We start from the raw sequence: 22,944 nt of genomic DNA on the forward strand, positions 1-22,944 counted from the left end.
TCGACGGCGACCTCGTGCGGCGAGTCGGCGACGGCCGACCCGGAACGGACGGTGACCTGTGGCGGCGCGGACTCCACGACGAGCGAGAGGGGTCGGGTCGCGCTCACCTCCGCGCCGGTCGCGTTCTCACCCACGACGCGGAGTTCGAGGTCGCGCGCGCCGGGGCTGTCGAACGTCGTCGTCAGCGGGACGGTGAGCGTCCCGCCCTGCGAGAGCGCGCCGAGGTCGTCTGCGGCGGCGAGCGTCTCGTCGCCCTCGCGCAGTTCTACGCGGTCGAGCGAGACGGGCGAGGGACTGCCCGCCGACAGCGAGACGGTCGCCGAGACCGTCGTCGGCGCGCCCGTGACCGGTTGCTCGGGCGTGACCGTCGCGTCGGTGACGGTGAGTCGGGCGTCGGGGACCTCCTGGGCGAACACGGTCGTCCCCGCGCCGAGCGAGACGACCAGCACCACGGTCAGAGCGACTGTCGCGGGGACCGAGAGACGAGTCATCGAGTACCGTACGTAGCCGCCGACCGCGCAAAAGCGTGGCGACGATTCCGGCTCCTGACCCGCTCTCTCGGGCAAAAACGACGCTTCGGTAAACGAGACTGTTCCGGGTGTCGGGAGTCGAGGGGTGGCTACTCCTCGGCTTCGAGTTCGTCGTTCCCGTCGCCGTCGGCCTCGCTCTCCCCCTCGCCGTCGTTGTCTTCGTCCTCCTCGACGACTTCGAGACCGCGGTTGTTGACGGCGTAGGCGTCGAGTCCGACCTCCGAGAGGAACTGTTTGTACTCGCGTTCACAGCGCTCGGCGCGTTTCTGCTTCTCGCTGGCGCGGTCGCACAGTTCGAGCAGGTCCTCGGGCACGTCGTTCTCGTGGACGATCCAGTGGTTGACGAGGTCCGACAGTCGGCGGATGGGCGAGGTGAAGTGGCCGTATATCTCGAAGTTGAGCGCGTGGTGGCCCCCGAACGGGTCGTTCATGTACTTCGCGCGGGGCATGACGCGCATCACGGCGCGCTGTATCTTCCGCAACTGGCGGCCCGGTGCCTGTTCGAGCGTCGCGTTGACGGCGATTCGGGGGTCCTCCCAGGAGTCGCTGGGGATGGAGACGCCGTCCAACTCTTGAATCTCGGTGAGTGCGCGGTCCCACTCGTCGGGGGAGGGCTGGGGGTGGACGCGGTACATCGCCTCCACGCCCCGCTGGAACATCAGGACGTGCGTGACGGCCTTGTTCGCCTTCAGCATGCACTCCTCGATGATGGTGTGGGCACGGTCCCGCGACGGGTTCAACACGAGCGAGCCGTCCTCCTTGCGCTGTTCGTGCATCTGCTCGGCCAACTCGAACACCAGCGAGCACTCCTCGTGGAGCGGCGCGTCGGGGTCGTCCAGGCGGTTCTCGGCCTGCGTGTAGGTGAGGCGCTCGTCGGAGTGGATGACGGACTTGTAGATGTCGATGGACTCGTAGCTGAGGGTCTCGCCGTCCAGTTCCATCTCGACGGTGTGAGCCAGTCGGTCCTCGTTGGGCACCAGCGAGCAGACGGTCTCGGCCAGCACCGGCGGCAGCATGTGGATGGTGTAGGCCGGGAGGTACACCGTGTTCCCGCGTTCGACGGCTTCGGCCCACATCTCGCTACCCGGGTGGACGTAGTGGCTCACGTCGGCGATGTGGACCCACAGTCGGTAGCCGTCGTCGGTGCGTTCGACCGAGATGGCGTCGTCGAAGTCCTGGGCGTCGATGGGGTCGGTCGTCCACGTCGTCAGCTCTCGGAGGTCCTTCCGCTCGTCTAGCTCCGACTCTATCTCGGCCTCGACGCCAGTGGTCCGTTCTTCGGCCTCGTCGAGGACGGCCTGGGGGAAGCCGTCGCGAATCTCGAACTTCTCGAAGAGGTCCTCGCGTTTGTTCGCGAGGTGGCGGGCGAGTTCCTCGTCGATCTCGACCGGTCCCTGGCCTTCGGCGGTGCCGGCCTCGGCCTGGGCCGCCTGCTTCTCGTCTGCGGATTCCTGCTCCTGGTCGCTCATGGCCTCGTGTAACGAGAGCGTGTAGTTAGGCGTGTCGGGGCTAGCGTGGTGGTTCGTGAGCCGTGACGTTACCGTGGCCGAGACCGGGGCCTCGAAACCCCTCGGGCCGACGACTCGGTGCGGCGGGCGCGCTCCTGGCCACCGCAACCGAGACGGCGCGACCGTCGCGCCCGAGCGCGTTCGAGGCGTCGTCACCCCTGGCCGTCGACGCGTCGAGAGTCAGCGAAGAAACGGAAGGAGAACAGACTACTGCTGACTCTCACTTCGATTCGAGCGGTCCGTAGCGCTCGACGACCTGTTCCTCGTAGCGCCGGAGGAACTCCTCTTGGTTCAGCCGTCCGTGGCGAGCGATGTCGACGAGGAGTGCCTCCAGTTCGGCACGTGGCTGGTGACAGAGGTCGCGGTGGCACGCCTTGCAGACGTACTCGAACTCCTTGCCGGAACGCGACCAGCGGTCGCCCTCCTTGTCGTACTCGCGGGCGGACGGACGGTCCACGGTGGTTCCACAGGCGACACAGTCGACGCGGTCGGACCCGCGTTTTCGCCAGCCCCACATCTCGTTCGTCTCTACGTGGGCCTCGGCTTATCGCTTTTCGCTCCTGTCACGACAGTCACGGGTCACGACGTGATGGGGGTGGGCCGACAGGACCGGCACGCGCCGCGGAGCCTCACGAGGCGTGACGTGTCGGGCGGTTTATCCGGTTCGGCCGCGAGCATCGGGTATGCAGGTGAAGTCCCGCCATCACCTCCGAAGCGACGCCATCCGGCGCATCGAGGAGACGCTCGCCGACCAGCTCGGCGTCGAGTTGACCGGCGACTCGTTCGAGCACGTCGAGTTCGAGGACGCCCCGGTCGACCTCGTCCTGGTCGACGGCGACCCGCTGGTCGCGTACTTCGGTGCGGACGGCGACGAACCGTTCCTCACGGTCCGCGGGGCCAACGAGTTCCCGCCGGAGAAGCGCGTCGTCACCGTCGACGCCGGCGCGGTGTCGTTCGTCTCGGGCGGCGCGGACGTGATGCGCCCGGGCATCGTCGAAGCCGACGACGCCATCGCCTCGGGCGACCTCGTCGCCATCGCCGAAGAGACCCACGGGAAGGTCCTCGCCATCGGTCGCGCGCTCGAAGCGGGCACGGACCTCGTCGGCGACGAGGGAAAGGTCGTCGAGTCGGTCCACCACGTCGGCGACGACCTCTACGAACAGACGTTCTGAACGGCCACAGTCGGTCCTGCGCCCTCCGCTCCACTATCGGTGGCCCCCTCCCTTTCACCGACGGTCAGTCCGCACAGACGCTCGTCACGTCGACGTCGTCGCCGTCGACGGTGACCGAGACGTCGGCGACCGACTCACCGACCGAACACGAGAGCGTCGTCGCGCCGACGACGGTCCGCTCCTCGTCGTCGACGTGGACCTCGACGAGGACGTAGCGGCGGTCCTCACCGGGGAGGTCGGTGGTCAGCGACTCGCCGGGGTCGACCTCGACCTCGGTGTTCGCCTGGACGACCTCGACGGGGCGGACGTCGACGGTGTCGAACGTCAGCGCGTCGTCGAGTGACTGCTCGTCGAGGACGACGACGTCGGTCGAGCCGTCCGCTTTCGCGAGCTTCACCGCCTCGATGGGTCCTTTGGTGACCGTCACCGCGACGACGTAGTCCGCCCCGCCGTCGTTGGTGAGACGGAGCGTCTCGGGGACCGGCGTGGCCGTCGGCTCGGCGGTCCCCGCGTCGTCGGTCACCGTCTCCGTCTCGCCCCGAGCGGCCTGGTCGGTGTCGTCGGTGTCGTCGGTGTCGTCGGTGGTGGCGGTGTCGCTTCCGTCGGTCGTCGGCGCGCCCGGACCGCCCGGGGCGTCGCTCTCGTTCGAGGCGTTGTCTGCCGGACGGTTGACGTCGATGGCGCTACAGCCGGCGAGCACGACGAGGGCCGCGAGTGCGACCACGACGACCGTACGTCTCATGGTTGACAGTATTCGACGGCCGAGAGTAAATCCCTTCTCCCCGATTTCGTCAGCTGAGACGCGCTCGCAGGATTTGCGAGAGCATCGTCGAGAGATACCTCTCCGATTTACAGAACATTTTGACTGTCTAGCTGAAGTGACGTTATGACGTTCGTGAAACTCGCCCGGTGCTCAGTCCTCGGGGTACGTCGGGAGGCGCGCCGACCGGGCGCTCCCGTCGACGAACGGCAGGGAGACGCGTTCGGCCGGGACTCGTTCGTCGTCCTCGGCGTCGACGGCCACGGCGTCCACGTCGTTCGCGGCGTCGAAGCCGACGTACGCGAACGCGACGGGGCCACCGTAGCTCGGTCCCGCGACGGCGCGGGTGACCTCGCCGACCGCGTCGTCGCCGGCGAAGACGGGCGCGCCCGCCTGCGGGACGGTCTCGGGTGCGAGGCCGACGAGCCGTTTCGAGGGCTGACCGACGTTCTCGACCTTCGAGACGACCTCCTGACCGACGTAACAGCCCTTCTCGAAGTCGAGCGCGTTGCGGACGCCCGCGACGTTGGGGACGCGCCCGGCGAGTTCGGTGTCGAACAGCGGGGTGCCGGCTTCGAGCGTCAGCGTCTCCCACGTCCGGTAGCCGAAGGGGGCTGCGTTGTTCCCGCGGACGACGAGCGTCTCGAACACCTCGGGGGCGGCGTCGGCCGCGCAGATGACCTCGTAGCCGTCCTCGCCGGCGAGACCGTCGGTCGCGACGACGGTGACACCGGCGTCGCCCATCGACCCGCGGACGAACGTGAGCGCGGGTTCGGGCGCGCCGGCGTGGTTCAGCACCGAGGCGATCTTCTCGGTGGCGTAGGGGCCGTGGACGCCGAAGACGCCGAAGTCGTCGCTGGCGACCCGGATGGAGACGTCCTGGATGAACGTGTTCTCGCGCCACTGGGTCGCGAGGGGCGTCGCGCGGTCGGGGGGACAGAACACCAGCAGGCGCTCTTCGGTGGTGTAGACGTAGAGGTCGGTGGTGATGCGTCCCTGCGGGTCGAGCAACAGCGCGTAGACGCCGCGGCCGTCCTCCTCGGGGACGCGGTTCGAGACGGCGTTGTCGACGAAGTCGACGCGGTCCTCGCCCGTGACCTCGACGACGCCGTAGCCCATCTCACAGACGCCGACGCCGTTGCGGACCGCGCGGTGGGTTCGCTCGGGGCGGCCGTAGTCCTCGACGACGCGCCGTCCGCCCACCGACCGGAACGTCGCTCCGTGGTCGGCGTGGACATCCTCGATGACGGTCATGGCTCGACGTTGCCGGCCTCGAAGTAAGACGCCACCGGTCCGGCGAGCGGGGGCGGCCCCATCGTGGGGGCCGCCCTCTCTCTCTCACGAGACCCGCCGCGCTCAGAACGGGAACCGTTCGCGCAGGCGGTCGACCAGCGAGGTCTCCTCGTCGGTCTCGTCCTCGTCGGGGACGACCTTCTCGGCGGGGCGGATGACTAGCCGACCGTCCTCGCGTTCGGTGGTGATGAGCCGGTCGGACTTCAGCGCGGCGAGCGCCGTCTCCAGGGCGTCGATCTCGACCTCGACTCTGGTGCGGAGTTCGAGGACGGTCATCCCCTCCTCGCCGCGGTCGACGAGGGCGTCGAGAACCGTGACCTCGGTGTCGTCACGGCTCCGGTACTCCCGCTTGACACGCATACGACGGGGTAGCACGCCGTGGGTCTTAACCTGTGGCGTCGGGGGTAAGGAGTAGGCTTATGTGCCGAACGCGGTAGAAAAAGCCAATGGCTCTCACGTGTACGCTTCTCGGCCACGCGTTCGACGACTACGAGGTCGTCCGCGAGCGCGAGGAGCGCGGAAGCGAGGTGGTCACCTCCATCCGCGAGGTTGCCGTCTGCGACCGGTGTGGTGCCGAGCGGGTGCTCTCGGAGAACACCGAGGTGACGAGTATCGTGGACGCACCGGCGGACGTCGACGGGAGCGAAGTCGAGAGCGACGACGACCGCGAACCGGGTGCGTTCGAGACGACGGGCGAGGACGACCCCTCCGACCGGTTCGCCCCGGACACCGAACCGTCCGAGGGAGTGGAGGCGGCCACCACGCCGACCGACGATTCCGCTCCCGAGGCGACCGACGGTGTCGCCACCGCCCCCACCGACTCCACGGATTCCACCGACTCCACGGATTCCACCGACTCCACGGATTCCACCGACTCCACGGACCTCGACGACGACGGCGCGGAACTCGTCGAGAACGACGCCGACGGCCCCGACGTGGGTGGGCTGGACGAGGTCGCCGAGACCGACGAGGTCGCAGAGGGAATCTCGGCAGACGGTCGGAGCGAGGAGAGTTCCGACGACGCCATCATCCTCACCGACGACCCCGACCAGCGCGAGTACGGCGAGTGGCCGGCCCACGACGGCCAGCAGTACCGTCCGTGGGACCCCGACCGACTGCTCGACGACCCCGACGCCGAGGACGACGACGGCCCCACCGTCGCCGAGGTGATGGGCAACGGGACCGGCGGGGACGACCCCGAGGAGGAGGACGAGGGGCCCGAGTTCGAGGAGACCGCCGGAACGCCGGCCGAGACGACGTTCCACTGCCCGGACTGTGGCTTCGAGACGCCCGCGGGAGCGGTGTCGTTGCGGGCTGGCGACGTCTGCCCGGAGTGTCGGTCCGGCTATCTCGTCGCTGAACGGAACCCCTAAACCCTCCCTCGTCTACGCACTGCACATGCGCGAGTACAAGATGCGGCGCGGCGAGCACCTCGAAGACCGAATGCCCGACCTCAAGGCGAGCGTCGAGGACTACTTCGGCCCCATCACCGAGACGGAGGAGTTCAAGGGCAGCGACCTCTACGTCGTCGGCGAACCGGACAACCCGGTCTTCGAGCGTATCGTCGCCGGTGCAGTCTCGTACTCCGGGAAGAAGGACAAACTCGCGGTCGACTTCGTCGAGCGCGACCCGACCGAACTCTCGCCCGACGACCTCGAGTCCGCCGGTGAGGCCGTCTCGGCGAAGAACGAGTTCCTGCTCGAAGCGACCGGTCGCGACGCCAAGAGCCGTCGCGAATCGCTCAAGCGCGCCGTCGAGGACGACTCCCCCGACTTCTGAAGGCGACGTCACTCGCCACTTCCGATCTCACACCGTCGAACAGCGACTGCAGAGAGGGTCCGCTATCGCGTCAGCTTCTCGCGGCTGATGTTCACGCCCGTCGGCGTGATGATGAGCTGGTCGTCGTCCTTCTGGACGATGTCGCCACCGACCTCCCGAGCGACCTGCTTCAACTCGTCGGAGATGTGCTCCATCGTCCGGTCGCTCGTCGTGTGCCGCGTGATGTCGGCGACGACGATGTCGCCGTCGTAGACGGCGTCCTTGATGGCGATGATGTCCTGTTTGTCGCCGATCTTCGCGATGTGGATGCTCGTGCCGCCACCGCCGGACTCCGCCTCGAAATCGTCGACGTCGAGTTCGACGTACTCGTCGGTGCTGCGCGTGCCGCGCCCACCGATGAGCTTGTCCATAAGACCCATATCCCGTGAAGGGGACCGTTGCGGGCATAATTCTTGCGTCGGACGGCGTTTCCACCGTCAAATTTATATCAGATATCGTTAGACCGACGTTGAAACAACGATATTAGTTCGTAATATTATTATAACAGTGCCACTTCGTAGCGAACCGCATGGGAGAAGATAACACTAGTCGGCGTCGGTTCCTCAAGGGAGCGGCGGCGGGTACTGCTGGTACACTGCTCGTTGGGACCGCGACCGCTCGCGGTGGGCGTGCGCCGAAACGAATCGTCGGGACGAGTTCGAAGGCGGCCACCGACGACGCGAAAGGCAAGGCCGAGGCCGTCGGCCGGACGCTCGACTTCGGCGACATCGGCCAGGCCGTCGCCGGTCGGTTCTCCGACAAGGCCATCGAACAGCTACAGAAGCGCCGTGACGTCCGCTACGTCGAAGAGGACGGTACGATGCACGCCCTGCAGGGCAAGCCCGGTGACGGGTCGACTACGGCCGCACAGACCCTCCCGTGGGGTATCGACCGTGTGGACGCCGAAGTGGCCCACGCCAACGGGTCGACGGGCGCGGGTGCGGACCTCGCTATCCTCGACACGGGTATCGACTCCGACCACCCCGACCTCGTCGACAACCTCGGGACCGGTCGCGCGTTCACGAAGGCGAAGGGCAAGTACGCCGAGGACTGGGACGACGACAACGACCACGGGACGCACTGTGCCGGGACCGCAGACGCCGTCGACAACGGCGAGGGCGTCGTCGGCGTCGCCACCGAAGCGACGCTCCACGCCGTCAAGGTGCTCGGCAAACGCGGGTCGGGGTCGTACTCCGACATCGCCGCCGGTGTCGAGTACGTCGCCGACCAGGGCTGGGACGTCGCCAGCATGAGTCTCGGTGGCTCCTCGGGTACGCAGACGCTCAAGGACGCCTGTACCTACGCGAACAACAACGGCGTCCTCATCGTCGCCGCTGCGGGTAACTCCGGTCCGTGTTCGGACTGCGTCGGGTTCCCTGCGGCGTACTCCGAGACGCTCGCCGTCGGGTCGACGACCTCCGGGGACAACCTGTCGAGTTTCTCCTCGACGGGCCCCGAAGTCGACATCGCCGCGCCGGGGTCGAACATCTACTCGACCATCCCCGGCGGTGCCTACGACACGTTCTCGGGCACGTCGATGGCGACGCCCCACGTCGCCGGCGCGGCCGCGCAGTTGATGGCCGACGGTGCCTCGAACGACCAGGCTCGCAGCACGCTCCTCAACACGGCCGAGGACCTCGGTCTCGGCGACAACGAGAGCGGCGCTGGCCTGCTCGACGTGGCCGCCGCGCTGGGCTACGACTCCTCGAACAACTGAGTTCGACGCGAGAACGGTCTGCCTTCGGTTTTCTTTCGACTCAGCGACCGACCAGCGCCCGCAGTCCCTCGCGGGTGAACAGCGACGACGGCTCGTCCATGTGGACCGCTATCTCGCCCGAGAGCGCCCGCAGTCCCGCTCGCTGGACGGGTTTCGGGAGCGAGTACGCCGCCCGGACCGCGTGGCCCAGCCGAATCTCGGTTCGGAGTTCCGAGCGCCACGTCCGTTCGTAGTCGCCGAGCGTCTCCGGCCGTTCGGGGTCGACCTCGCGGGCGGCGTGGTCCGCGGCGCGCATCCCGTAGAGGATGCCGCCGCCGGTGAACGGTTTGGTCTGGCCGGCGGCGTCGCCGACGAGCAGGCTCCGGCGACCCGTCACGCGCTTCGGTGGCCCGATGGGGATGAGCCCCGAACAGCGCCGGTCCATCGTCACGCCGTACTCCTCACAGAGTCGGTCGAACCGCCCGGAGACGTCGTCGCCGGGCCTGGCGGCGAGACCGTACTCGACGCCGTCGTCGCCACGGGGGATGCGCCACGCGAAGAAGCGGGGGACGGTGAGGTGGACGTCGACGTAGTCCTGGTCGTCGGGCGTGTGGTCGAACCCGAGCACGCCGTGGAGGAACTCGCGCGGTTCGGGGAGACCACACGCTTCGCGAACGCGTGAGCGCGGCCCGTCCGCGCCCACGACCATCCGCGCCTCGTGGGTGTCGACGCCCTCGGGGCCGTTCGCGGTGACGACGACCCGGTCGCGGCGCTCTTCGACGCCGGTGACGGTGTGTTCGTCGCTGACGTCCGCGCCCGCCTCGCTCGCCGCACGAGCCAGCGCCTTGTCCAGGCCCACGCGGTCGATGGCGTTGGAGATGACCTCGCGTTTGTAGAACGGTTCGCCGGCGGTGTCGGGGCCGCCGACGTGGAACCGCGCGCCGTAGATCTCGTTCTGGAACAGGTCGTCGCGGTCCGCCTCGGGGACGTAGTCCCAGACGTCGAGGCTGACGTGACCCGAACACGCCAGCGGGAGGCCGATCTCGCCCTGTTCGAGGACGAGCACGTCGCGGTCACGCTCGGCCGCACGCCGGGCGAAGCGCGCCCCGGCCGGCCCCGCACCGACGACGACGAAGTCGTACATTGACGGTGTTCCGACACGGTCGCGGAAATATCTTCCCGGTTCGGTCGGTCGGCTCAGACCGCGGCCAGACCGCGGCCGCCCTGTGACTCGAACGCCTCTCCCCACGGCACGTCGAGCGCCGCCCACGACACGCCACCGTCGGTGCTCCGGTAGACGCCGTGGTTCGTCAGCGCGAAGAACTCGCCGGGGTCGCCCGGTTCGAGCACGGCCCGGAGCAACCCGTTCGGGTCGGGGAGTCCGTCCATCGCCTGCGTCCACGCGCCGTCGGCCTCCCGGCGGTAGACGTACGACTCGCCGGGCGGGGAGTGGGCGGCCCGTGGCCCGCTCGCGGCCGAGAGCACGAGCACCTCGGGGTCGCCCGCGTCGACGGCGACGGAGTGGGTGTACCGGTGGTGCAGGCCGGCCTGTGGGTACTGCCACGTCGCACCGCGGTCGTGGCTCTCGGCGTAGCCGTCGCCCGCCGCGGAGTAGACCCGGTCGGGAGCGAGCGGGTGGGTCGCCAGCGAGTGGTTGTCGAACCGTGAGGTCTCGACCTTGTCCTCCCAGGTCTCCCCACGGTCGAACGTCTGGACGAGCGCACCCGCCTCGATGCCGGCGTAGAGGTGCGCCGGGTTCCCCGGGTCGACCTCCAGCCACCGCACGTGGTGGGTGTCGGGTCGCGGCGGGAAGTACCAGTCCTCGGCGCTCGGGAGGTCCGTCAGCCCCGGCTTCTCTGCCCACGTCGCCCCCGCGTCCGTCGAGTGGTACACCCGCGACGGTTCGGTCCCGGCCCACCACTCCTCGGGGTCGGTGGGGTTCACGGCGAGGCTCATCACCCGCGACTCCATCTCGGGAGCGACCCGCCCGAACGACTCCGCGCCGTCCGTGGAGCGATACAGACCGTCGTCGAACGTCCCGACGAGGACGGTGTCCGGCGCGTCGGGGTGCGCCTCGACGCACTCGAGGTCGTAGTCGGTCAGTCGGCGCTCGACGGTCGGGTCGCCTCGTTCGTCACGGACGACGAGGAGCGCGGTGCGGAGTGCGGCGTACAGTGTCATGCCTGCTAGCAGGAGACGTGGGGTGAAAAACTGTGTCGCGCTGTCACCACCACGAGAGCGACTCGTTGTGACGCTCGACGCAGTCGGGGCCCAGCGCGCCCGTCGGGAGGTCGAGTCGGTCGCCGTCGCGGTCGAGGAGCGTCCGGCGGAGGTGTTCAGAACTGGTCTCGAACTCGGGGCTGACGTGCAGTCGGTCGTCGGTGTCGAGCGTGAACTGCCCGGCGTCGAAGGCGGCGTGGTGGGTCTTGCTCAACGCGAGGACGTTCCCCGGGTCGGTCCGTCGGTCCACGTCCGCGCTCCACGGGACGACGTGCGCGACGTCCAGCAGTCGCGGGTGGTCGACGCCCGAGACGGGACAGGTGGCGTCGTAGCGTCTCAGTATCGCGCCACGGAACGCCGCGGGCATCGACCGCGCGCCGACGGTGGTCTCGTACTCGCTCGCGGTGTAACGCGGTTCGTCTTCGTGCGCAGTGGTGACCTCGTCGGCCGAATCGAGGTGCAGGTCGTGCAGTCGGTAGGTTCCGGGGTCGAGGAACGTCACCTCGTTGCGGTCGCGCAACTGCTGGAGGACCTGGCTCACCTTCTGTCCGGGATGGTCGTTGTGGGGGAACTCGTCTCTGAACACCGAGAGAGACTGGTCGAGGAACTCCTGTCGCCCGACGACGTCGTAGCCCGTCTCCGCCCGGAACCGTGCGAGTTCGCGGCGAACGACCGCACGCCAGCGTGACATGGTCCCGAACGCGCGGTCGTCGGATCAAAAGCTGTCGGTTCGCCGGCCGGTCTCAGTCGTCGTCGGCGGCAGGCGGTTCGGCACGCCGCTCGCGTTCGCGCTCCGAGCGCGGCCCCTCCAACTCCACCCTCGGCAGGTGGTCGCGGAGGTACTGCCCGGTGTAGGAGTCGTCGGTTCGGGCCACCTCCTCGGGGGTGCCCTGCGCGACGATGGCTCCGCCGTTCTCGCCGCCTTCGGGCCCGAGGTCGATGATGTGGTCGGCGTTCTTCACGAGGTCGAGTTCGTGCTCGACCACCACGACGGTGTTCCCGCGGTCGGTCAACCGCTGGAGCACCTCGATGAGTTTGCGTTCGTCGTGGCTGTGCAGGCCCGTCGTCGGTTCGTCGAGCAGGTACAGCGTCTCGCCGGTGTCTCTCTTCCCGAGTTCCTCGGCGAGTTTGATGCGCTGGGCCTCCCCGCCCGAGAGGGTGGTCGAGGGCTGACCGAGGCGCATGTAGTCGAGGCCGACGTCCTTCAGCAGTTGGAGTCGGCGCTCTATCTGGGAGTTCGCCTCGAAGAAGTCGTAGGCCTCCTCGACGCTCATGTCGAGCACCTCGGAGATGGTCGCGCCCTTGTAGGTGACGTCGAGCGTCTCGTCGTTGTAGCGCTTGCCGTCGCACTCCTCACACGGGACGTAGACGTCCGAGAGGAAGTTCATCTCGATTTTGACGGTCCCCTGCCCGCCACACGCCTCACAGCGCCCGCCCTTGACGTTGAACGAGAACCGTCCGCGCTCGTAGCCACGCTGCTTGGCGAGCTTCGTCGAGGCGAACAGTTCGCGGATGTGGTCGAACACGCCGGTGTACGTCGCGGGGTTCGACCGCGGCGTCCGGCCGATGGGCGACTGGTCGATGAGTCGCACGGTCTCGACCTCGTCGAGCCCTTCGATGTCGTCGTGTTCGCCGGGTCGGACGTCGGTGCCGTTCATCCGCTTGACCAGTCCTTTGTACAGTATCTGGTGGAGGAACGTCGACTTCCCGGACCCCGAGACGCCCGTGACGGCGGTGAAGTTCCCGAGGGGGACGTCGATGTCGAGGTCACGGAGGTTGTGCTGGCGAGCGCCCTTCACCGTCAGGTGACCAGACGGCTCGCGGCGTTCCTCGGGGACGGGAATCTGCTTTCGGCCCGCGAGGTAGTCGCCCGTGATGGAGTCGTCGGTGTCCATCACCTCCTGGACGGGGCCGTTGGCGACGACTTCGCCGCCGCGCTTGCCGGGACCGGGACCCATGTCGATGACGTTGTCCGCCCGCCACATCGTCTCCTCGTCGTGTTCGACGACGATGAGCGTGTTCCCGAGGTCACGGAGGCCTTCGAGCGTGTTCAGCAGGCGGTCGTTGTCGCGCTGGTGGAGGCCGATGGAGGGCTCGTCGAGCACGTACAGCACGCCCACCAGCCCCGAGCCGACCTGCGTCGCGAGGCGGATACGTTGGCTCTCGCCACCCGACAGCGTCGACGCCTCGCGGTCGAGCGTCAGGTACTCCAGACCGACCTCGGTCATGAACCCGAGGCGGGCGCGGATCTCCTTCAGTATCTCCTCGGCGATGGTGCGGTCGCGGTCGCTCATCGTCCCCTCCATCCCCTCGAAGTGGACCAGCGCGTCGCCGATGGACTGCCGGTTGACCTCGGTGATGGCCGTCCCGTCGACGAGCACGGCGCGGGACTCGGCCTTGAGTCGGGTGCCGTCACAGGCGGGACACCGCGTCGTCGCCATGTACTCCTCGATGTGCTCGCGGGTGCCCTTCGAGTCCGTCTCGACGTAGCGGCGGTCGAGGTTCGGGACGACGCCCTCGAACCGTTTCTCCTTCCGTCGCGTTCCGTTCTTCGTCCGACGCTTGAACACCACCTTCTCGTCCGTGCCGTAGAGGAACGCCTGCTGGACGGACTCGTCGAGCTGTTCGAACGGGGTCGACAGCGAGACGTCGAAGTGCGCCGCCACGGAGTCGAGTCGCGTCTGGTAGTACGACCGCGAGTAGCTCCACGGCTCGAACACGTCCTTCAGGGGCTTGGAGGGGTCCTGGACGACGAGCGCCTCGTCGACCTCCTTGGTCTCGCCGATGCCCTCACAGGCCGGACACGCCCCGTGGGGGGAGTTGAACGAGAACGACCGCGTCTCTATCTCGGGGAGGTCGATGCCGCAGTGGGTACACGCGAGGTCCTCGGAGAACGTGACGACGAGGCGCTCGGTCGCCTCGGTCTCGTCCTCCTCGTCCTCGCCAGTGCCCGCGAGGTCACCGGTCGAGCGGGTCTTCTCCCCGCCGATGTCGACGTCCTCGGGCGGGTTCGGGACGATGAGTTTGAGCGACCCCTCGGCCTCTTCGAGGGCGGTCTCGACGCTGTCGGTGATGCGCGAGCGAGCCTCGGGGCTGATCTTCACGCGGTCGACGACCACGTCGACGGTGTGGAAGTAGTTCTCGTCCAGTTCGGGGCGCTCGGTCGTCAGGTCGTACTCCTCGCCGTCGACCTCGACGCGGGCGTACCCCTCGCTCACGAGGTCGTCGAACAGGTCGGCGAACGCGCCCTTCTGGTCGCGGACGACGGGTGCGGCGACCTTCGCCTTCGTCCCCTCGGGCAGTTCGAGGATGCGGCGAACCATGTTCTGGGCGCTCTGTTCGCCGACCTCGCGGCCACACTCCGGGCAGTGGGGCGTCCCGACCCGAGCGTACAGCAGGCGGAGGTAGTCGTGGAGTTCGGTGACGGTCCCGACCGTCGAGCGGGGGTTGTTCGCGGCGTTCTTCTGGTCGATAGAGATGGCGGGAGAGAGACCGTCGACCGACTCGACCTGTGGCTTGTCCATCTGGCCGAGGAAGTTCCGGGCGTACGCGGAGAGCGACTCGATGTAGCGGCGTTGGCCTTCGGCGTAGATGGTCTCGAACGCGAGCGAGGACTTCCCCGACCCCGAGAGTCCGGTGACGACGGTGAACTCCTCGCGAGGAATGGTCACGTCGATGTCCTTGAGGTTGTGTTCTTCGGCCCCTCGGACCTCGATGTTCTCCTTCATTACGTGCGCCAGGTGCGGGCCGCCTGAAACCCTGTCGGTCACGGCATCGTTCTTCCGGAGCGACAGTCTCCGGTGGCGAGCTGTCGGGCGGTTTGGGGGCTTGCGCAGGCGTGGTCCGTCCGTCGCCGACCGCCGCGTCACGCCCCGAACACACGACTGTCACAGCCGGTGATTTGATGGGTCGGTCGCGAGTAGCGCCGCCCATGAGCACGCAGGACGTCATCGGCGGCATCGACCTCACCGACGACCGCTACGTCGTCAGACAGAGCCTGATTCGGAACAAGTACGCCGTCGAGGACGGGGCGGGCACCACGGTCCTGAAGGGCAAACAGAAGCTGTTCAAGATGAAGGAGGACTTCCCGTTCACGACCCCGGACGGGGAGACGAAGTTCCGCCTCAAGGCGAAGAACGTCCTCGACATCGCCGGCAGTTACGCGCTCGTCGACGAGCAGACCGGCGAGACGTTCGGCGTCATCGAGAAGGAGTTCACCGTCTTCAAACACAACTACAACATCCGCTCGCCAGAGGGCGACCTCTGGGCGCGCATCGAGTCCGAGAGTTCGCTGGTCATGGCGCTGAAGTCCCTCTCTGACATCGCCGGCCTGCTCCCACACAGCTACTCCATCACCGGTCCCGACGGCCAGTCCATCGGGACCATCGAGGAGCGCTTCTCCATCCGCGACATCTACGACGTCACCATCGGCGACACCGGCGCGGCCCCCCGCGAGGCCATCGTCGCCGCCGCCTGCGCCATCGACGCGCTCGAAGGCAACTGAGCGACGACCCCGTCCGAGCGCGGAGTTATGGTCTCGCCCGCGACAGTCCTCGTATGGTGAGCGACGCGACCGACGGTACCGACGAGAACACGCCCGAGAACGACGACGCCGACGGCGCGGTGAACCCCACGGGGATGGGGGTAGGTATCGCCCTCGGCGTCGGTCTCGGCGCGGCGCTGGGTGTCGCGACGGACGACGTCGGCCTCTGGCTGCCGGTCGGCATCGCACTCGGTGTCGCGTTCGGTGCGGCGTTCAGCGCCGGGGTCGCCGAGTCGTAACCGACAGTTATCCCGGCGGCGTCCGTCCTCCCACCCATGATGGCCACCACCCACGCGCTGGCGGGACTGGTCGTCGCTAGCGCGGCGGTCGTGGTCGCACCGGGCCAGGCCACGACGGCGCTCCTCGCGGGGGCGGCGGGGGGACTGTTCCCCGACCTCGACGCCGTCGTCGGCACCCACCGCAGGACGCTCCACTTCCCGGCGTACGGCTGGGTCGTCGCCGTCCCGGCGGTCGGTCTCGCCGCGCTCGTCACGACGGAGTGGTCGGTCGCGCTCGCGGCGTTCACCGTCGCGGCGGCGCTCCACGCCCTCTCGGACTGGTTCGAGGCCGGCCGGGAGTGGCGCAGTTGGGAACGCACCAGCGACGAGGCGGTGTTCTGCCACCTGACGGGCGAGTGGCTCACCGCCAGACGGTGGATTCGCTACGACGGGTCGCCCGAGGACCTGTTCTGTTCGGCCGCGCTCGCGGGAGCGGCCCTGCTCGTCGTGACTGGACCGGTTCGCTGGCTTGTCGTCGCGTTGCTCACCGTCGGGACGGGGTACACGCTCGTCCGCCGGCGGGTTCCCGACGCCGTCGACCGCCTCCGGGCACGCACGTAGCCCCCGCTCGCGTCGGGGCTACGCACGTTGCCACCGCCACTTAGCCAGTAGGTTCCCCAGCACCTGACAGTCATGGGAGCGCTGGTCCAACGGTTCGGAGGTGTCGTCGGCCCGAGACGGGTCGCAGCAGTCGGTGGTGTCGCGCTGGCGGCCGTCGTGGTCGCTGTCGCCGGTCCGTTCTCGCTCCCGCCGGGTGTCGACGCCCGGACCGTCGGGCTGATGCTCGGTCTGGCGTTCGTCGCGCTGACGTGTCGCGGTATCGCGCTCCGGGGCGTCCTCGACATCCTCGGGACGCGCGTCGGCCGCCTCCGGGCGGTGGGGCTGTTCTTCGCGACGACGTTCGTCGGCTGCCTCGCCCCGTTCGGGAAGGCCGCCGCCGGCCCCGTCAGCGGCCTGCTGGTCTCCTCGGCGACCGACACGGAGTACGAACAGAGTCTCGCGGCCGTCGTCACCGTCGACGCCGTCGTCAGCGCGGTCGGCCTCGGGTTGGCGCTCGCCGGCCTCGGCGGGTCGACCCGCCCCGATTCGAGCGCCCTGCTGGCGCTGCCGGTGCTGGCCGTCCTCGGCGTCCTCGCGTGGCGCTTCCGGGACCGACTCGTCGGCGCGGCCGGTCGGGTCGTCGCCGTCCCCGTCCGACTGGTCTGTCGGGTCCTCCCCTCGAAGACGCCCCCCTCGACGGAGAGCGTCACCGAACGCGTCGAACGGGTCGTCGCGTCGGTCGAACTCGTCGCCCGCTCGCCTCGGCGACTCGCGGGCGTCGTCGCCATCGTCGCGCTCGGGCAGGTCGCCGCCGCCGCCTGCCTCTGGCTGGCGCTCGACGCCGTCGGCTCGGCGGTGTCGTTCCCGCTCGTCCTCGGCGTCCTCCCGCTCGCGGGCGTCGGGACGCTCGTCCCCTCGCCCGGCGGCGCGGCGGGCGTCGAAGCCGCCCTCGTCGGCCTGCTCGTCTCGTTCGCGGGCGTGGCGGTCCCGCCCGCCTCCGCCGCCGTGCTGCTCTACCGGACGGCGACGTTCTGGGCACCGCTGCCCGTCGGCGGCCTCTCGACGCTCGCGCTGGGCGGCCGCGAGGCCATCAGCGCCGCTCGTTCCACGGCCGACGGCGTCGCCTGACCGGCCCCGCTCCCGGTGCGACCGCTCGCCCGGAGACGGCACCCCTCTAGTACGCCCGTCGCTCACAACCCGCACCTTCTCGCGGCCGACGACCGACGTGGGTCGCCATGAACGGACGACCGACCGTCTCGCCGGACGGTGACCGACGGTGACCCGACGCGCCATCCTCGCCGCCGGGGTGTTCGGCTTCGGGTTCAGCGGACTGATCGACGTGCTGATTCTCCACCACGTCCTCCAGTGGCACCACCTCGTCTCGGGGGTCTACCCCACGAGCACGGTGAGTGGACTCCGGACGAACGTCCGCGCGGACGGACTGTTCTCGCTCGGGATGGTGGCTATCGCGGGGGTGGGTGCGGGCCTCCTCTGGCGGGCCGAACGCCGGGCGACGGCCCCGCTCCCGGTGCGACCGCTCGCCGGGGCTGCACTGATGGGGCTGGGGGCGTTCGACGTGTTCGACGCCGTCGTCGACCACGCCCTCCTGGGGCTCCACCGGCCGGTGGGCGCGGGTGGCAGTCCCCTCTCGCTCGGCGGCCAGTACAACCCGCACTGGGTCGTCGTCAGCCTCCTGTTCGTCGTCGCCGGCTACTACGTCTACCGGACGGGACGGCGCGACCCCCGGGGTGAGTCCGCGTGAGCGCCCCCGCATCGGCACTCCCGGCGGAACCGTCTCTGGTCACGCCGCTCCTCGCCGCGTGGCTCGGTGCCCGGCTCCCGGTCGGTCCGCTGCACGGGGCCGCGTCCTCGACTCCGGTTCCCCACTGGGTAGTCCTGTTGTTGGCCGTGCCGGCGCTCTGGCTCGCCGTCGCCGTGCTCGTGGTGGTCGCAGACCGCGCGTTGGCGGCCGTCTGAGCCGTCGTCCTCGAACGGTGTCGCCAGCGTGCTGTCGGTCAGTACGCGTGGCGGTGCCACCCGCCGTCGACGGGGAGCGTCGTGCCCGTGACGAACTCGGCGGCCGGCGAGGAGAGGTACGCCACCGCCTTCCCGAACGACGCCGGCGTCCCGAGGCTGTCGAGCGGGAGTTCGTCGGTCCGCTGGCGCTCGGCTTCGGCCTCGGTGATGCCCTCGCGTTCGGCGCGGGCGGCGAGTTTCTGCTCGATACGGTCGGTCACGACTCCCCGCGGCGAGACGCAGTTGACGCGGACGCCGTCCGCGCCGTACTCCTCGGCGAGCACCTTCGAGAGGCCGTAGATGCCCGGTCGGAACACGTTCCCGAGCGCGCCGCGAGCCGAGGGTTCGAGCGCCGACGCCGCGACGAGGTGGGTGATGGCCCCACCGCCGTCACGGAGCGCCGGCAGTGCGGTCTCGCAGGCGAGGACGGTGCTCCGCAGGACGTGGTGGTACGCGTCGTCGAAGTCGGCCATCGACAGCCCCGAGAACGGTGTCGTGTCTGGGCCGCCGTGGTTCGTCACGAGCACGTCGAGACCGCCGAGTCGCTCGACTGCGGTCTCGGTCGCCGTCCGGACGGACTCGGCGTCACCCAGATCACAGACGACGCTGTCGACGGCGTCCGGGGAGCAGTCGGTCGCCGCCCGAATCTCGGCCGTCGCCTCGTCGAGTCGCTCGGCGCTCCGCGAGGAGACGACGACGTGCGCACCCTCCCGGACGAGTTCCTCGGCGACGGCCCGGCCGAGGCCGCTGCTGGCTGCCATCACGTACGCCCGCGTTCCGTCGAGTCGGAGGTCCATACGACCGGTCTCGCGACGGGTCGTGTAGGCGTTTCCGTTCGTCCGTCGTCGATGAGAATCACTAAACCGCGGGATTCGCTCTAGTCGACAGATGAGCAACCCCCTCCACAACCCCGTCGTCCGCTACGGGATGGGCGCGAGCAGCGCCGCCGTCCTCCTGATCGCCGCGTTCGTCTTCGTCGACGACGGGACGATGCGCTACCTGCTCGCGGGTCTGGCCGCGGTCGAACTCGTGGTCGTCCCGCAGTTCCTCAAGTACGCCGCGAACCAGGAGACCGACGTCGCCTGAGTCGCGCTTCGGAGGCGGTCCAGCGGCCGTCTCAGACCTCCTCGGGGAGCCACCCGCCGTCGACCTCGACGTTCTCCCCGGAGATGTAGGCGCTGCCGTCGTCGACGAAGAAACGCATCGCCTGCGCGAGGTCGTCGTAGCGCGCCCACCGACCTCGGGGGGCGTCGTCGGGGAACTCGTCGGAGTTCTCGATGACGTACGGCGAGACGGCGTTGACGGTGACGCCGTCGTCCTGGGTGTCGGCGGCGAGCATCCGCGTGAACATCAACACGCCCGCCTTCGCGACGAAGTACGGGAAGTTCGTCGAGGAGACGAGACCCTTCTCCGCGGAGGCGTAGCCGACGTTGACGATGCGGCCCCACCCCGCCTCGCGCATCGGCCCGAGCGCCCGCTTCGAGCAGAGGACGGTGCCGTAGAAGTTCGTCTCGACGACGGTCTGCCAGTGGTCCCACTCGATGTCTTCCCAGTGGGTCGGCGCGAACGCCCCGACGTTGTTGACCAGCACGTCGACGCTCCCGAGGTCGGCCTCGACGGCGTCGAACAGCGCGTCGACGCCGTCGGGGTCGGTGACGTCGCCGCTGACGACGGTGGTGTCGACGCCGTGGTCCGCGACGGTGTCGGCGACCTCGCGGGCCGCCTCGTCGCTCGTGTTGTAGTGGACGGCGACGTCCGCGCCACACGCCGCCAGCGACTCCGTCAGCGCCGCGCCGAGGCCCTTCGCGCTCCCCGTGACGAGCGCCACGCGCCCGTCGAGGTCCGGTGATAGCATGACGTGTCAGTGGACCGCCCCGGACAAAGCGACGCGGGTTGCGGACACGGCGGCGAGGCGTGTCGCGGGCACACGGGAGCCACGTGGGGTCGCGAACGGACCGTGCACCGCTCGAAGTTTTAATCCGGGTCCGAGGTAATGTGTGGAGGATTTAACTGTCGTGACGTCGGTGGTAGAGCCAATGGCCTACTACGTGGGCGTCGACCTGGGGGCGACCAACGTTCGAAGCGTCGTCGCCGACGCCCGAGGCGAGGTCGTCGGTCGGGCGCGGGGGTCGACACCCACCGGACCGACGGGTATCGCGGTCACGGAGGCGGTCCTCGACACCGTCAGAGCGGCGTGTGCGGACGCGGACGTCAAACCCCACCGGGTGACGGCCGCGGGCATCGGCTCGTTCGGACCGCTCGACCTCGCCGCTGGAACCGTCGAACAGCCGGCGAACCTGCCCGACGCCATCGAACTCATCCCGCTGACCGGCCCGGTGGAGAACCTCATCGACAGCGAGGAGGTGTACCTGCACAACGACACCATCGCGGGGCTCATCGGCGAGCGGTTCTACGGCCCGCGCACCCCCGACGACGTGGTCTACCTCACGATGTCGACGGGTATCGGCGCGGGCGTCGCCGTCGACGGCAACGTCCTGAAAGGGTGGGACGGCAACGCCGGCGAGGTCGGCCACATGACGCTCGACCCCCACGGCAACATGACCTGTGGCTGTGGCTCACCGGGCCACTGGGAGGCGTACTGCTCGGGGGACAACATCCCGCGGTACGCCCGGCACCTCGCCGAACGCGACGGGGTCTCGACGGACCTCCCGCTGGCCGACCTCCAGGCCGCGGACGTGTTCGAGGCCGCCGCCGACCCGCTGGCGGCCCACACGCTCGACCGGGTCGCCGACTGGAACACGCTCGGGATGGCGAACCTCTGTCACGCCTACGCGCCCATCGTGGTGTACGTCGGCGGGTCCGTCGCGCTCCACAACCCCGACACCGTCCTCGACCCCATCCGCGAGCGCCTCGCGGACCACCTGCTCGTCAACGTCCCCGACGTCGAACTGACGACGCTGGGCGACGAGGTGGTCGTCAAGGGCGCGCTCGCCAGCGCCCTCACCGGCGGGACGGGCGAGCGCGCCGCCGGCCGGTCGTGACAGTCGCCGAACCGTAAGTCATACCGGGAGCGCTCGCCGAGTCCTCACATGGAGTCCCCCGAACTCGGTCGCCGCCGCGTCCTCCAGTCGCTCGGTGCGGCCGCGACGCTCCCCGCGCTCTCCCGTATCGCCGGTGCCCGGTCGACCACCCAGGACGAGTACGGCCCGCTCGGACGCGTCGAGGTCCCCGGAACCACCGAGGCCATCGTCTCCGGCGACGTCGTCTACCTCGCGACGACCACCGGGTTCGCCACCGTCGACGTGAGCGACCCCGCGAACCCGACCGTACTCGCCGAGGAACGCGACCTGCTGGCCGACCACGAGAACGGCCCGATGCGCCAGATTTACGACGTGAAGGTCGACGGCGAGCAGTTGCTCGTCGCCGGCCCCGCCAACACCCAGCAGGGTGTCGTCAACGCGCTCGTGCTCTACGACGTCTCTGACCCCGCCAGCCCCGAACAGGTGACCGTCTACGAGACCGAGTCCGCGAACCACAACGTCTTCTTCACCGACGGCGTCGCCTACCGGCCGAACAACTTCGCCCGCGGCCAGGCGAGCAACCCGGTGGTGATGATCGACGTCGAGGCCGGCGAGGAACTCGGCCGCTGGTCGCCCGCCGACGAGAACGAGGCGTGGGGCGAGGTGCCGCCGTACTTCCACGTCCTCCACGACATGTACGTCCAGGACGGCGTCGCGTACCTCGCGTACTGGGACGCCGGGACGTGGCTGCTCGACGTGAGCGACCCCGCCTCGCCGTCGGTCGTCGCTCACGTCCGTGGTCGGCCGCCCGAGGAACTCGCCAACGCCGGGCAGGGCGAGTACACCCAGCCGCCGGGCAACGACCACTACGTCGCCGTGAACGAGGACGCCTCGCTGCTCGGCGTCGGCGCGGAGTCGTGGGACAGCGAGGCCGACGCCGACAGCGACGGTCCGAGCGGTATCGAACTGTTCGACATCTCGGACCCCGCGAACCCCGAGAGCCTGTCGACCATCACGCCGCCGCCGACGCCCGACCCGACGTACGGCGGCGTCTGGACCACCTCGCACAACTTCGAGTTCTCGAACGGTCGGCTCTACACCTCCTGGTATCAGGGCGGCGTGAAGGTGTTCGACCTCTCCGACCCCGCCAGCCCCGGCGTCCTCCGGGAGTGGGCCGACCGGGAGAACGCGAGTTTCTGGACCGCACAGGTGCTCACGCCGGGCGAGACGTTCGTCGCGAGTTCCGAGGACCACAACGGCGAGGGGTTCTTCGGCGGGCTGATGGTGTTCCCCGACGCGCCGCTCGACGAGCGCTCGACGCGCACCCAGACGCCGACGCCGACCGACACGCCCGTCGACACGGGCGGAAACGGCACGGGGACCGGCGACGGGTCCGGCGGAAGTTCGCCGAGTTCGCCGACGACCAGCGGCAGCGAGGCCTCCAGCGTTCCGGCTACCGACGCGACGACCGCCGACCCCACCGAAGACTCCTCGGGCACCGGTCCCGGCTTCGGCGTCGCCGCGGGCGTCGCCGGGACGGGCCTCGCCGCGTGGCGACTGCTCCGGAACCGGGAGGACTCGGAGTAACG

24 protein-coding genes and 1 pseudogene are annotated in these 22,944 nt (G+C 69.2%); 12 read left to right on the forward strand and 13 right to left on the reverse strand.

Going from position 1 to position 22,944, the window contains the following annotated elements; translation table 11 throughout:
• From M1L36_RS00470 to M1L36_RS00480, 3 genes and pseudogenes are all read right to left on the reverse strand, one after another.
• Nucleotides 1–491 (reverse strand): annotated as a pseudogene (locus M1L36_RS00470) (CARDB domain-containing protein); the annotation flags it as partial.
• Between the two features lie 128 nt (nucleotides 492–619).
• On the reverse strand, nucleotides 620–1,999 hold the full coding sequence (locus tag M1L36_RS00475) for an RNB domain-containing ribonuclease (protein WP_250871734.1): 1,380 nt from the start codon (nucleotides 1,997–1,999) through the stop codon (nucleotides 620–622).
• Between the two features lie 259 nt (nucleotides 2,000–2,258).
• Nucleotides 2,259–2,555, reverse strand: a complete 297-nt coding sequence (locus tag M1L36_RS00480; RefSeq protein ID WP_250871735.1) for a DUF7562 family protein — start codon at nucleotides 2,553–2,555, stop codon at nucleotides 2,259–2,261.
• A gap of 166 nt (nucleotides 2,556–2,721) precedes the next feature.
• Here M1L36_RS00480 and M1L36_RS00485 point away from each other — a divergent pair, with 166 nt between their 5' ends.
• Nucleotides 2,722–3,210 carry a PUA domain-containing protein gene (locus M1L36_RS00485; RefSeq protein ID WP_250871736.1) on the forward strand — a complete coding sequence of 163 codons (489 nt, stop codon included), beginning with the start codon at nucleotides 2,722–2,724 and terminating at the stop codon, nucleotides 3,208–3,210.
• Nucleotides 3,211–3,274: 64 nt separating this feature from the next.
• On the opposite strand, the gene M1L36_RS00490 is transcribed toward M1L36_RS00485, so the two are convergent.
• The 3 genes from M1L36_RS00490 to M1L36_RS00500 all read right to left on the reverse strand — a co-directional run bounded on the left by M1L36_RS00490 (nucleotide 3,275) and on the right by M1L36_RS00500 (nucleotide 5,623).
• The gene (locus tag M1L36_RS00490; RefSeq protein ID WP_250871737.1) at nucleotides 3,275–3,952 is read right to left on the reverse strand and encodes a hypothetical protein; all 678 of its coding nucleotides are present in this window, start codon (nucleotides 3,950–3,952) and stop codon (nucleotides 3,275–3,277) included.
• A gap of 171 nt (nucleotides 3,953–4,123) precedes the next feature.
• Complete coding sequence (ygfZ, locus tag M1L36_RS00495) at nucleotides 4,124–5,224, reverse strand: CAF17-like 4Fe-4S cluster assembly/insertion protein YgfZ (protein WP_250871738.1); 1,101 nt, start codon at nucleotides 5,222–5,224, stop codon at nucleotides 4,124–4,126.
• Between the two features lie 102 nt (nucleotides 5,225–5,326).
• A complete protein-coding gene (locus M1L36_RS00500; protein WP_250871739.1) occupies nucleotides 5,327–5,623 on the reverse strand; it encodes a DUF6432 family protein in 297 nt (98 codons plus the stop codon).
• An 86-nt stretch (nucleotides 5,624–5,709) separates the two neighbouring features.
• Here M1L36_RS00500 and M1L36_RS00505 point away from each other — a divergent pair, with 86 nt between their 5' ends.
• Both M1L36_RS00505 and M1L36_RS00510 read left to right on the forward strand, forming a co-directional pair.
• Entirely contained in the window at nucleotides 5,710–6,636 is a 927-nt protein-coding gene (locus M1L36_RS00505; RefSeq protein ID WP_250871740.1) for a DUF7093 family protein, read from the forward strand.
• 25 nt (nucleotides 6,637–6,661) lie between these two features.
• A complete protein-coding gene (locus M1L36_RS00510) occupies nucleotides 6,662–7,042 on the forward strand; it encodes a DUF5611 family protein (RefSeq protein ID WP_250871741.1) in 381 nt (126 codons plus the stop codon).
• Nucleotides 7,043–7,104: 62 nt separating this feature from the next.
• On the opposite strand, the gene M1L36_RS00515 is transcribed toward M1L36_RS00510, so the two are convergent.
• Complete coding sequence (locus M1L36_RS00515) at nucleotides 7,105–7,461, reverse strand: cell division protein SepF (RefSeq protein ID WP_250871742.1); 357 nt, start codon at nucleotides 7,459–7,461, stop codon at nucleotides 7,105–7,107.
• 149 nt (nucleotides 7,462–7,610) lie between these two features.
• Between M1L36_RS00515 and M1L36_RS00520 the strand changes: the two genes are divergently transcribed.
• Nucleotides 7,611–8,798 carry a S8 family peptidase gene (locus M1L36_RS00520; RefSeq protein WP_250871743.1) on the forward strand — a complete coding sequence of 396 codons (1,188 nt, stop codon included), beginning with the start codon at nucleotides 7,611–7,613 and terminating at the stop codon, nucleotides 8,796–8,798.
• Nucleotides 8,799–8,838: 40 nt separating this feature from the next.
• On the opposite strand, the gene M1L36_RS00525 is transcribed toward M1L36_RS00520, so the two are convergent.
• Genes M1L36_RS00525 through uvrA form a run of 4 tightly spaced genes read right to left on the reverse strand, consistent with a single transcriptional unit; the run spans nucleotide 8,839 to nucleotide 14,725 of the window.
• The gene (locus tag M1L36_RS00525) at nucleotides 8,839–9,921 is read right to left on the reverse strand and encodes a geranylgeranyl reductase family protein (protein ID WP_250871744.1); all 1,083 of its coding nucleotides are present in this window, start codon (nucleotides 9,919–9,921) and stop codon (nucleotides 8,839–8,841) included.
• 53 nt (nucleotides 9,922–9,974) lie between these two features.
• Nucleotides 9,975–10,958, reverse strand: coding sequence for a WD40/YVTN/BNR-like repeat-containing protein (locus tag M1L36_RS00530; protein WP_250871745.1), 984 nt, complete (start codon nucleotides 10,956–10,958; stop codon nucleotides 9,975–9,977).
• Between the two features lie 43 nt (nucleotides 10,959–11,001).
• Entirely contained in the window at nucleotides 11,002–11,688 is a 687-nt protein-coding gene (locus tag M1L36_RS00535; RefSeq protein WP_250871746.1) for an HNH endonuclease, read from the reverse strand.
• Between the two features lie 52 nt (nucleotides 11,689–11,740).
• On the reverse strand, nucleotides 11,741–14,725 hold the full coding sequence (gene uvrA, locus M1L36_RS00540; protein ID WP_250871747.1) for an excinuclease ABC subunit UvrA: 2,985 nt from the start codon (nucleotides 14,723–14,725) through the stop codon (nucleotides 11,741–11,743).
• A 203-nt stretch (nucleotides 14,726–14,928) separates the two neighbouring features.
• Between uvrA and M1L36_RS00545 the strand changes: the two genes are divergently transcribed.
• The 5 genes from M1L36_RS00545 to M1L36_RS00565 all read left to right on the forward strand — a co-directional run bounded on the left by M1L36_RS00545 (nucleotide 14,929) and on the right by M1L36_RS00565 (nucleotide 18,120).
• Nucleotides 14,929–15,501 (forward strand): LURP-one-related/scramblase family protein, encoded by a 573-nt coding sequence (locus M1L36_RS00545; protein ID WP_250871748.1) that lies wholly within the window; start codon nucleotides 14,929–14,931, stop codon nucleotides 15,499–15,501.
• 53 nt (nucleotides 15,502–15,554) lie between these two features.
• On the forward strand, nucleotides 15,555–15,779 hold the full coding sequence (locus M1L36_RS00550; protein ID WP_250871749.1) for a glycine zipper domain-containing protein: 225 nt from the start codon (nucleotides 15,555–15,557) through the stop codon (nucleotides 15,777–15,779).
• Nucleotides 15,780–15,815: 36 nt separating this feature from the next.
• Nucleotides 15,816–16,379: a metal-dependent hydrolase gene (locus tag M1L36_RS00555; RefSeq protein WP_250871750.1), complete on the forward strand. Its 564-nt coding sequence runs from the start codon at nucleotides 15,816–15,818 to the stop codon at nucleotides 16,377–16,379.
• A gap of 72 nt (nucleotides 16,380–16,451) precedes the next feature.
• On the forward strand, nucleotides 16,452–17,486 hold the full coding sequence (locus M1L36_RS00560) for a lysylphosphatidylglycerol synthase transmembrane domain-containing protein (RefSeq protein WP_250871751.1): 1,035 nt from the start codon (nucleotides 16,452–16,454) through the stop codon (nucleotides 17,484–17,486).
• A gap of 148 nt (nucleotides 17,487–17,634) precedes the next feature.
• Complete coding sequence (locus tag M1L36_RS00565; protein WP_250871752.1) at nucleotides 17,635–18,120, forward strand: DUF2243 domain-containing protein; 486 nt, start codon at nucleotides 17,635–17,637, stop codon at nucleotides 18,118–18,120.
• A 253-nt stretch (nucleotides 18,121–18,373) separates the two neighbouring features.
• Here the strand turns inward: M1L36_RS00565 and M1L36_RS00570 are convergent, their stop codons facing one another.
• Nucleotides 18,374–19,171 (reverse strand): SDR family oxidoreductase, encoded by a 798-nt coding sequence (locus M1L36_RS00570; RefSeq protein WP_250871753.1) that lies wholly within the window; start codon nucleotides 19,169–19,171, stop codon nucleotides 18,374–18,376.
• Between the two features lie 91 nt (nucleotides 19,172–19,262).
• On the opposite strand from M1L36_RS00570, the gene M1L36_RS00575 reads away from it, so the two are divergent.
• Complete coding sequence (locus M1L36_RS00575; protein ID WP_250871754.1) at nucleotides 19,263–19,460, forward strand: hypothetical protein; 198 nt, start codon at nucleotides 19,263–19,265, stop codon at nucleotides 19,458–19,460.
• Nucleotides 19,461–19,491: 31 nt separating this feature from the next.
• Here M1L36_RS00575 and M1L36_RS00580 read toward each other — a convergent pair whose 3' ends face one another.
• Complete coding sequence (locus M1L36_RS00580) at nucleotides 19,492–20,229, reverse strand: SDR family NAD(P)-dependent oxidoreductase (protein WP_250871755.1); 738 nt, start codon at nucleotides 20,227–20,229, stop codon at nucleotides 19,492–19,494.
• A 181-nt stretch (nucleotides 20,230–20,410) separates the two neighbouring features.
• Between M1L36_RS00580 and M1L36_RS00585 the strand changes: the two genes are divergently transcribed.
• Together M1L36_RS00585 and M1L36_RS00590 are read left to right on the forward strand one after the other, a co-directional pair.
• Nucleotides 20,411–21,376: an ROK family protein gene (locus M1L36_RS00585; RefSeq protein ID WP_250871756.1), complete on the forward strand. Its 966-nt coding sequence runs from the start codon at nucleotides 20,411–20,413 to the stop codon at nucleotides 21,374–21,376.
• 48 nt (nucleotides 21,377–21,424) lie between these two features.
• The gene (locus tag M1L36_RS00590) at nucleotides 21,425–22,942 is read left to right on the forward strand and encodes an LVIVD repeat-containing protein (protein ID WP_250871757.1); all 1,518 of its coding nucleotides are present in this window, start codon (nucleotides 21,425–21,427) and stop codon (nucleotides 22,940–22,942) included.
• Nucleotides 22,943–22,944 lie beyond the last annotated feature (2 nt).

Origin of the sequence: Halomarina rubra, assembly GCF_023699475.1 — an archaeon.
Lineage (GTDB): Archaea > Halobacteriota > Halobacteria > Halobacteriales > Haloarculaceae > Halomarina > Halomarina rubra.